Consider the following 9,049-nt stretch of genomic DNA (forward strand, 5'->3'; position numbering starts at 1 on the left):
CTTTCCTCGGGGTATGGCGGCGCTAGAGTTCGCTCTCGTCTACCTCTATCACCATCTTAACCAGGGCATTGCCCATGGCCTTGCCAGTCTGGTCGATACGCAGGGTCTTGGTGGCCCCCCCACCCAGCGCCTTGTACAACATGATCTCAAGCGATTGAAGATTGTCCATCGGGTAGATGATCACGTCTCCCTTAACCCAACCCTTGAAGTGTGCCTTAATCCGCTCGGGGGTAACTTCCTTCTTTATAATCTTGTAGGCTTTTTCATCCTTGGCCATCAGGCCGATATTAGAGATATCACCCTTGTCCCCGGAGCGATAATAGCATATATCGATAAGCTTAACCTTCTTCTTAGCCATTACTTAGCCTCCTTTATCTCCATCTCCAGAGGGACAGACTCTCTGGGTATCAGGGTGGGCCACAGGGCGAAAACCGGTCTGATGGCGGGGGGGTTGGTGAAACCAGCACCCACACCAAGCGATGCCCAGCAGAGGTGGCCGCACTCGGTGCGGCATGCCCGTGCTTCCTCCTTGGTATCGCACTTGAAGGCTACTCTGATCCCTAGCTCGGGAGGATCATAGTCCGGTGGGGGCGAGCCTACGGTTGGGCCGCAGAGAGAATCCCAACCGATGAGAGACCACAGCATCTCCCTGGGCTTAAGGCCCAGGTGATCCAGCCTTCTCTTGACGAACTCATGTGCCTTTTCCGCCTGCTTGAACGTCTTAGGGCCGCAGACTATCGTGATCTCCTCGGCAATAAAGCCGTCGTTATAAGCGAGGCAGAGCTTAAGGTTCTCCGGCCGTGGTTTCCCGCGCGGCTTATCGCCCCACCTGGTTACCTTCACCTCGTCTTTGCCCACCTGCTCCAGCTTTATCTGGGTGAGGTCGCAGATGCCGTCAGGCATAATGTAGTTCTCGGGGTCGTGGACCTCATATACCAGGTGTTCCTTCAGCGTCTGCACCCTGATGGCACCGCCTGATGTTTTGGTCTTGCTTACTATACAATCGCCGTTCTCATACATCTCGGCGATGGGGAAGCCAGGATTGCCTTTAGGATAATCGATCTCCTCCCACAGGTTGGAGCAGGTGCCTGCGCTCCAGCTGCTACATTCTAGCAAATGACCAACGCATACACCAGAGCCTATCTGATCCCAGTACTCATCGGTGAATTTCCAGCCCAGGGGGTACATGAAATTGCCGATGTAGAGGGAGTTGTCGGACAGCCGTCCGCCGATTACAAGGTCAGCGCCCTGTTCATAAGCCTGGATGATCTCATCGGCGCCGGTGTATGCATAGGCGGCGAGCAGCCTATCGCGCACACTATCGATGTCCTCCTCTCCGGTGTCGGCGTTCTTGAATTTCCACCCCTGTTTTAGCAGTTCGTCTATCCGGCTCAGGGGTATGGTGTCGCCGGTGATCACCCCGATCTTAATACCACCTAGATTCAAATCCTGAGCCATCTTTAGAACCTGGTTGGCGCACTCCGGAGGATTAGCCCCTCCTCCGTTGTTACACATCTTGAAGTGCTTATCCTTCTCCTTCCAGATAGGCAGTAGCCCCTTCATCAGGGGGATGACCTCGGGGATATAGCCCCGCGTCTGGTCTTTGGCATACTGGTTCTGCAGGATAGCCATGGTGAGCTCGGCCAGGTGGTCGAAGGAGATATAATCGATATCCCCATTCTGGGCCACGTCCAGCGCGCCATCCTTAAAGTCTGGCCACCCCGATGAACCGGCTCCGACTCTAACCTTTTTCATGATTCACCTCCCGTTAGTTTTACCTGATTGCCTATGGTCTACCTATTATAGCGATTCCGGGAACGAAACGCCCAGGGTGACCGCCCTGATTATGAGCTAAACCTAACTCGAAATTGGCTATCTGTCGTGAGGGCTCTTTTACTCTGCCCTGTAGTTGTCTAACACACTCTTCGATCTCTCGCGCGCCGCTGGCGCCGATGGGGTGTCCGAAGGACTTGAGGCCGCCGCTGACGTTCACCGGCATCTCGCCGTCGTGGTAGTAGGCACGCTTCTCGGTGAACTCCTCCCTGTACTTGCCCGGCTCGCAAAGGAACATGGATTCAGTGGCGATGAGCTCGGCGATGGAGAAGCAGTCATGAAGCTCCACCAGGCTCAATTCCTTGCGCGGGTCCTTTATACCGGCCTCCTCGTAGGCCGCCTTGGCTCCTTCCTGGGTCTCTTTCCAGTAGGTGAAGTCATAGCGCTCATCCTCTTTGAGAAAGCCCGGGCCGGTGGCTATGGAGAATGCCTTGATGTTTACGTAATCATCTCGATAGGCCTTGGCCTCCGAGGATGGCACCAGCACTGCGGCCGATGCGCCGTCGGTGACGCCGCAGCAGTCGTACAGGCCCAGAGGCCAGCAGATCATCGGCGCGTTTACCGCTTCCTCCACAGTAATCTCTCGCTTGAGGTGTGCCTTTGGGTTTCGTGCGCCGTAGTAGTGGCTTTTAACCGAGATCTCCGCAAGCATCCGCTTCCCCTCTTCCGCGGAAAAGCCGTACTTAGCGAAGTATGCGGTGGCCGCTAGGGCATACCTTCCCGGAGGTGTGCCAAGGGCACCGTAAATCGGCTCCCACTTGCCGGGATACGCTTCGCCCAGGCCGCCGTATCCGGTGTCCTTCAGCTTCTCTACACCGATGGCCAGCACCAGGTCGTAGCACCTGGAGGCTATGCCCAGCGCGGCACCCCTTACTGCCTCCTGCCCGCCGCAGCACAGGTTATCTACGCGGGTGAACGGGATATACTGTGTCTGCAGCGCCGCGCTTGCGATGTGTGCGCCCGGCGGTCCCATGGGAACCTGCTGCGAGCCGCGCCCGGTTCCTACCCAACCGGCCTGGATATCTTTGATTTCTACGCCGGCATCTTCAAGCGCCTCGTCCACGGCCTCTTTAATAAGGTCCTCAACGTCGGCATCCCAGCGCTCGGCGAACTTGGTGCAGCCCGTACCTATGATTGAAACCTTATCCTTTATGCTCTCTCTCATTAGCGCTCTCCTTCTTTTCGAACTTCACGCGATGCCTTCCGGTTATGAGAGTTCGGCTCTGCATCCTCTGCTGCGGCGGTGTATGATATCACTCTATACCTCTCTCACCGGCCGGCACTTCCAGAAGTAGTTGTGTATGCCCAGAGCGTCGTGGATTTTGCGGAAGGTCACTTCCATCTCCATGCCAATATTAATGTTATCCGGGTCGCGATCCGTCATCTGGCTGAAGAACCGGCCTCCGCCGTCAAAGGTGACTACAGCCAGTACATTAGGGGGATCGATAGCACGCGATCTAACGTCCATGCTGTATGTAACAAGCTTGCCTTTTGCATCGGCCATCGGCACCTGTTCGAAGAACTTCTCGTCGGCCTGACAGTAGATGCAGAAGTTAGGATGCGGAAGCATGATATGGCCGCACTTGGTGCACTTCACGCCGTAGAAGCGGAAGTAGAAGTTGCGGTAGCGCCATACCTCGGCCAGGGCCATCCTGCGCTCCATGAACAGGTCGTGCTCCCACTCCATGAGGTCACGGAAGTGCATGTATTTGCCGTACGTAGGTAATGCGACCTTGGATTTTAGATAGCCTTTGATACCCCTGCGGTCGGCCATCTTGTTGATTTTATCGGTTACTTTGAATACGAAGGCATCGGCACCGTCGCCCCATGTAGCAGCCAGGATTTTATCCCCGGCCTTGGCGTTCTGCAGCGCCGCGACAAGCGCCATCGGCACCAGCGCGCAGCCTGTGTGGCCTATGTTATCGAACATGAGGTCCTGCACCTGCGCCTTGGGGTCGAACTTGAACCTCTTTACAATATCCCCCTGCATGCGTTTATCGGGGGAATAAATCACTGCCTTAGCGATGTCCGCGACTGTTACCTTTGCTTTATCGATCGCATCCTCCATCGCCTTGGTCATATAAGGAAGGTAACCTACCTCACGGCAGAAACGCTCCTCCCACCAGCGGATTATCTTATCGTTCTCCAGACGCCAGTAATCCACGAACGGCAGGGTGATGAAGCTACTGCTCTCGATTTCGACAACTACATCGTCGTTGCCGATAAGGAACGCTGCGGCGCCATCGCCGAAGAGTGATTCGTAGTCGGTGTCCGGGGGCGCGAGCCTGGTATCGGCGGCGACCACGAGGGCCGTCCTTGCCGATCCGGATTTGACGGCATCTATAGCCATCGTAAGCGCGACTGTCGCCGACCTCATGGAATCGGTTACATCGACAGTGCGGATTTCCTCCCGCAGGTCGCAGGCAGCAGCCATTATGCTGGCTGACTGCTTCTCTTTGTAGGGCGCCGTTGTAGTGGCAAAATAAAGGGCGTCGACTTTGCTCTTGTCGAAGCCCTTTAGGCAATCCCTTGCGGCTTCCACGCCTAACGTTAAACTGTCTTCATCGGCGTTGGCTACCGCTTTCTCTCCCTTTCCCTTGCCTCCCCAGACCTGAGCCAGGATCTCCCGGCTCAATCTGTAAAGCGGTATATAAGCACCGTAAGACGTTATTCCTGCCATCCATTTCCTCCTTTTTAGCCTTCCTATCTTAGCATACTTTGTGAAAAAAAGCATTATTGCGGGACTGCGCTTCGGTAATACGCCACGGCTTTCTTTAGAGCGTTTGCTCCCCTCTCGAAGCTGGGGAAGCTGGGGATGCCCCTCGCCACCAGTTTCTTTCTCGCCTCAATGGTCTCGCTCTCTGCGTAAGCGGAGATAAGTATGGCGAGCAGGGGTTTAGCCGACCTTTCTTTATAATGGGATAGGGCATCGATTAGATCGTCGAAGAATCCGGGGATTAGCCAGGAGATACGTGTCAGAAAAACTACCGGGAGATCCAGAACTACCGCGTCGATCCTCTCATCTTCGCTTAGGATATCGAGACATTTGATGATGCGCTCCAGGTGAGGGAGATTGGAGCTTATATCGAGTGGATTTCGATAGCTTGATCCGATGGTATTGAAGAAGGAGGCAAACTTACGGTAGGACTCCTCACTTAATAGAGGGATATCAAACCCCGCCCTGGCGAAGGCATCAGTAATCGCCACGGACTGACCACCGGTCATGGCCACCAGTCCTACCCTGTTCCCGCTAGTTGGCTTGGCGTAAAGCAATGCCTTTATGGTATCGATCATTTCATCGAGGTTGTCTACCTTGATAGCCCCGCATTGCCTTATCAGGGTATCCCAGAGGAGAGGTTGCCCGGCTAAAGAGGCAGTATGTGAAGCCGTGGCTCTGGTTCCCTCCTTGGTCTCCCCCCCCTTCCAGATGAGCACCGGCTTACGACGGGCTACATCCATCAGCGAGGAAAAGAGTCGCCTCCCGTCCTTCACCCCCTCGATATAAATACCTATTATATTGGTATCCTCATCCTCACCCAGATACTCCAGATAGTCTGTGGCATCCAGAACCGCGGCGTTTCCATAGCTCACTGACTTGGAGATGATGATCCCGTTGACCTCTCCAACCAGGGTGAAGAAGGTGGCATGGGTGCCGCTCTGGGAGATAAAGCCCACATTGCCGCCATAGCCGGAGTATTGATCTATGCTATGCCTGAGCCCGATCTTTGGGTTGAAGATACCCACGCAGTTAGGCCCGATGAGGTTTAGGTTTGCATCACAGGCCATCTCGGTAATGGTTTTTTGGAGCCTGATCCCCTCCTCGGTATTCGACTCGGCGAATCCCGAGGTAAAGAGCATAGCCCCGCCAACCTTCTTCTGGATACATTGCTTAACGATCTGGGGGGCTATGGCGCGGGGCACAGCAACGATTACGTAGTCCACTTCGTCGGGGATGTCCAGCAGTCTGGGGTAGTTTTTCACCCCCAGCGCTTCGATGCCCGGAAACTCCTGCTCGTCGATCTGAACCGAGTAAACCCTTCCCTGAAAGGTGGCTAGGCTCCTCAGCCACATGTAGCCCATCTCTGCCTTATCGCCCACCACCGCCACAGAACGGGGATTAAATGCACGGTCAAGCTGCCCAACAATATCCTTCAAAAGGTCCACTCAAGGATCAAGAATCACCCGAGCATCGATAGCCAGGGCACCGTCGCTGTAGGCAAAGATAGGGTTGATATCCAGCTCCGCTATCTCCGGCCTGCTATCCACAAACTCGGAGACCTTGAGCAGCAGCTCCTCCAGTACGGCGATATTGGCTGGCTCCTGCCCCCGATAGCCCTCAAGGATGGGGTAACCCTTTATCTCCCTGATCATCTCCCTGGCATCCCTCTTGGTTAACGGGACGATTCTGAAAGAAACATCCTTGAGCACCTCCACCAGGATACCGCCCAGCCCGAACATGAGCACCGGTCCGAACTGAGGGTCCTTGCTCATGCCAATGATGACCTCTGTAGCCGGTCTTGCCATGGGCTGCACCGAGACGCCCTGGATTTTCGCTGCAGGCTCTTGCTTTTTTATCATGGAGATAATCCCGTCATAGGCGTTACCAACATCGTCCTCATTATTCAGGCCCAGTTTGACCCCGCCGACGTCTGTTTTATGCAGGATATCGGGGGAGACTATTTTTAGAGCGACGGGGAAGCCGAGTTCCTTGGAGTGGGAGACCGCCTCCTCCTTAGTTCGGGCGAGCTTTATCTCAGTGGTATTTATACCGACCTCTTTCAGGATTTGCTTCGATTCCAGCTCGGTAAGGGATGTCCTCGCCTCTTTTCTAGCTGCTGCGATTATTTCATCAATGACCATTAAATGGTCCTCCTTTTTCGTGCTACATGGTAGGCTCTATTACCTGTAAGCCGGAATCTCTAGACCCTAGTTAAGGGTCCCTCAAGGTGTCGAAACGTTTAAAAAGGAAACGGCCCCGATGGGATTCGAACCCACGATCTCCGCCTTGACAGGGCGGTGTGTTAGGCCGCTACACTACGGGGCCAATACAAGGGGTGTCCAATCGGGGATTTTAGCAGTAATTAGCTTGTCTTGTCAAGACATCCTTCTTCTGGTAAGCTTTTTATACGGAGGTAGAGAGATGGGCAAGCGAGATTACCGGCATCGTGAGAGTAAGAAGACCAAAAAGGATGCTAAGATAACGCCTGTTACTACTATAATTCAACCCCCGGCGACGGTTGAGGTGATCAAGAAGGGGAAGAAGGAGAAGGAGAAAGAATAGGAATAATGGCTGTCTACCAGGAGCTTTATCGCAGCGGGGAGCTTGGGGGGAGGGTGGAGCGTGCTCGCGATATCCTGAAAAACTGTCATCTCTGCCCCCGCCGTTGCCGAGCCGATCGCCTAAGCGGAGAGAGGGGAATGTGCCGCATCGCATCGGAGGTGGTGGTCTCAAGTTATGGGCCTCACTTTGGCGAAGAAGCGCCGCTGGTGGGCATAAGTGGCTCAGGTACGATATTCTTTAGCTACTGCAACCTTAGATGCATGTTCTGCCAGAACTACTCCATAAGCCAGTTGGGTCAGGGAAGGGTAGCTACCAAGAGGGAGATAGCAAAGATGATGCTCGCACTTGAGGAGCGGGGCTGCCACAACATAAACCTGGTTACCCCCACCCATGTAGTCCCGCAGATATTGGAGGCGCTCGAGATCGCGGTGGGACTGGGGCTCTCCATCCCACTGGTATATAACTGCGGCGGTTACGAGTCGGTGGAAACCCTGGAGCTGCTCGATGGCATTGTCGATATATACATGCCAGATATGAAGTATTCAAATGAGAGGAACGCCCGCCGGTTTTCAGGGGTTAAGGACTACCCTGAGGCGAACCGTGCCGCCGTTAAGGAGATGCATCGCCAGGTTGGTGACCTCCAGATAGATGAGCGAGGAGTAGCTAGGCGGGGTCTACTCATTCGTCACCTGGTTTTACCCAGCGGGGTCGCCGGAACCGAGGGGGTGGTCAGCTTCATCGCCGAGGAAATCTCAAGAAATACATATCTGAATGTAATGGCACAGTACTACCCTGCTCATCGTGCCTTTAAACTTCCTGCCCTTTCCAGCCCTCTGCGAAATGAAGAGTTTTTAGAGGCGGTAGACATCGCCCGCGGGCATGGGCTGGAGAGGCTGGATGGGGCTCGATCCATGGCAAGGCAGGTATAGTGAACGCGTGTTCTATAAAGGTTGTGTTTATGGTATCAGATGGCGACTGATGGATTTCGGTCGTGCGGCAAAGCCGTAGGAGACGGTGTTCCGGTAAAGGGGGCCCGTGGCGATGTGCCCGGCGCAAGGGCTACCAGCGGGATGGTGACACAAGAGGGCTGGTTCTGATATAGCCTCACGCCAACTATAGAAAATGTCTCAAGAAGCAACTCTTCACGCCGTAATATATGGTATGGTTCAGGGGGTGAACTTTCGTATCTTTGTGCTGCGCCACGCCCGAGCGATGGGGCTGACCGGCTATGTGAGAAACCTCTCCAAGGAGCGGGTGGTGGAGGTGGTGGCTGAGGGAGAGCGGGAGAAACTAGAGCAACTATTAAGGCAGCTTGAGGTGGGGCCGCGCCTGGCGAAGGTAAAGCGGGTGGAGGTTAACTGGTCGGAGTACAGCGGAGGGTACAGCCAATTCCGCATAGGATCCTAAGTGACCTGCTTTCGAACCGCGACCTCCAGGCTTTTAACATCAGGTATACCCTTTAGTGTAGATACCATGCCCAACAGGGCATTGGCGATGATTTGCTTGGCGAAGTGGTTTAGAGTTACCGGTGAGCCGTTTATAAAGAGCACCGTCTCATCTCCCCTTTTACCGATGATACGCTCTTTTATAAAGTCGGCGATCCCCGATATATCCTCAGGCGAGAACTGGGGGCGGTCGATTTCGAGTGTCTCGTCGGTTACGATGGCCTTTAATTCCTCGGGGGAACAGCGGAGACCTTTTTTCAGAGCGCTGCGATGTACCTCGATCTTGGGTACGTGTGCCTCATGAAATCCCTCGACGAGCACAAGGTCGAAATCCTCTCCCAGCAGGCGTAATACCCCCTCTATAGAGTCATTGTTTTTCTGGGGCTTGATCAGGGCCATCCTATGCGGTGCGCTGATGGCCACTGCGTCACTTCCTGCCTCGGCGTAGCGCCAGGTGTCCTTCCCCGGGCTATCCATCTCGAAGTCCTTG

The 9,049-nt window shown here is 54.6% G+C and carries 11 protein-coding genes and 1 tRNA gene; 4 read left to right on the top strand and 8 right to left on the bottom strand.

Going from position 1 to position 9,049, the window contains the following annotated elements; all coding sequences use genetic code 11:
• Positions 1 to 22: 22 nt before the first annotated feature.
• The 7 genes from VMX96_09610 to VMX96_09640 form a co-directional block, all read right to left on the bottom strand.
• Positions 23 to 358 carry a hypothetical protein gene (locus VMX96_09610; GenBank protein HUU64155.1) on the bottom strand — a complete coding sequence of 112 codons (336 nt, stop codon included), beginning with the start codon at positions 356 to 358 and terminating at the stop codon, positions 23 to 25.
• A complete protein-coding gene (locus VMX96_09615) occupies positions 358 to 1,755 on the bottom strand; it encodes an acyclic terpene utilization AtuA family protein (GenBank protein HUU64156.1) in 1,398 nt (465 codons plus the stop codon). Before VMX96_09615 ends, VMX96_09610 begins: the two co-directional genes overlap by 1 nt.
• A gap of 31 nt (positions 1,756 to 1,786) precedes the next feature.
• Positions 1,787 to 2,998 (bottom strand): acetyl-CoA acetyltransferase, encoded by a 1,212-nt coding sequence (locus VMX96_09620; protein ID HUU64157.1) that lies wholly within the window; start codon positions 2,996 to 2,998, stop codon positions 1,787 to 1,789.
• Between the two features lie 93 nt (positions 2,999 to 3,091).
• Positions 3,092 to 4,513, bottom strand: a complete 1,422-nt coding sequence (locus tag VMX96_09625; GenBank protein HUU64158.1) for an OB-fold domain-containing protein — start codon at positions 4,511 to 4,513, stop codon at positions 3,092 to 3,094.
• A gap of 53 nt (positions 4,514 to 4,566) precedes the next feature.
• Entirely contained in the window at positions 4,567 to 5,988 is a 1,422-nt protein-coding gene (locus VMX96_09630) for a CoA-binding protein (GenBank protein HUU64159.1), read from the bottom strand.
• 9 nt (positions 5,989 to 5,997) lie between these two features.
• Positions 5,998 to 6,693 (bottom strand): acetate--CoA ligase family protein, encoded by a 696-nt coding sequence (locus VMX96_09635; GenBank protein ID HUU64160.1) that lies wholly within the window; start codon positions 6,691 to 6,693, stop codon positions 5,998 to 6,000.
• Between the two features lie 110 nt (positions 6,694 to 6,803).
• Positions 6,804 to 6,877, bottom strand: a tRNA-Asp gene (locus VMX96_09640).
• A 96-nt stretch (positions 6,878 to 6,973) separates the two neighbouring features.
• On the opposite strand from VMX96_09640, the gene VMX96_09645 reads away from it, so the two are divergent.
• The 4 genes from VMX96_09645 to VMX96_09660 are packed head-to-tail and all read left to right on the top strand — an operon-like array spanning position 6,974 to position 8,521.
• Positions 6,974 to 7,114, top strand: a complete 141-nt coding sequence (locus tag VMX96_09645) for a hypothetical protein (GenBank protein ID HUU64161.1) — start codon at positions 6,974 to 6,976, stop codon at positions 7,112 to 7,114.
• 5 nt (positions 7,115 to 7,119) lie between these two features.
• A complete protein-coding gene (locus tag VMX96_09650) occupies positions 7,120 to 8,043 on the top strand; it encodes a radical SAM protein (protein ID HUU64162.1) in 924 nt (307 codons plus the stop codon).
• A 39-nt stretch (positions 8,044 to 8,082) separates the two neighbouring features.
• Entirely contained in the window at positions 8,083 to 8,211 is a 129-nt protein-coding gene (locus tag VMX96_09655; GenBank protein HUU64163.1) for a hypothetical protein, read from the top strand.
• Between the two features lie 25 nt (positions 8,212 to 8,236).
• Positions 8,237 to 8,521, top strand: a complete 285-nt coding sequence (locus tag VMX96_09660) for an acylphosphatase (protein ID HUU64164.1) — start codon at positions 8,237 to 8,239, stop codon at positions 8,519 to 8,521.
• On the opposite strand, the gene VMX96_09665 is transcribed toward VMX96_09660, so the two are convergent.
• Positions 8,518 to 9,049: molybdopterin-guanine dinucleotide biosynthesis protein MobB (locus tag VMX96_09665; GenBank protein ID HUU64165.1), on the bottom strand; the 532-nt coding region annotated here is incomplete at its 5' end. The genes VMX96_09660 and VMX96_09665 overlap by 4 nt on opposite strands.

Source organism: Dehalococcoidia bacterium, assembly GCA_035528575.1.
GTDB lineage: Bacteria > Chloroflexota > Dehalococcoidia > E44-bin15 > E44-bin15 > DATKYK01.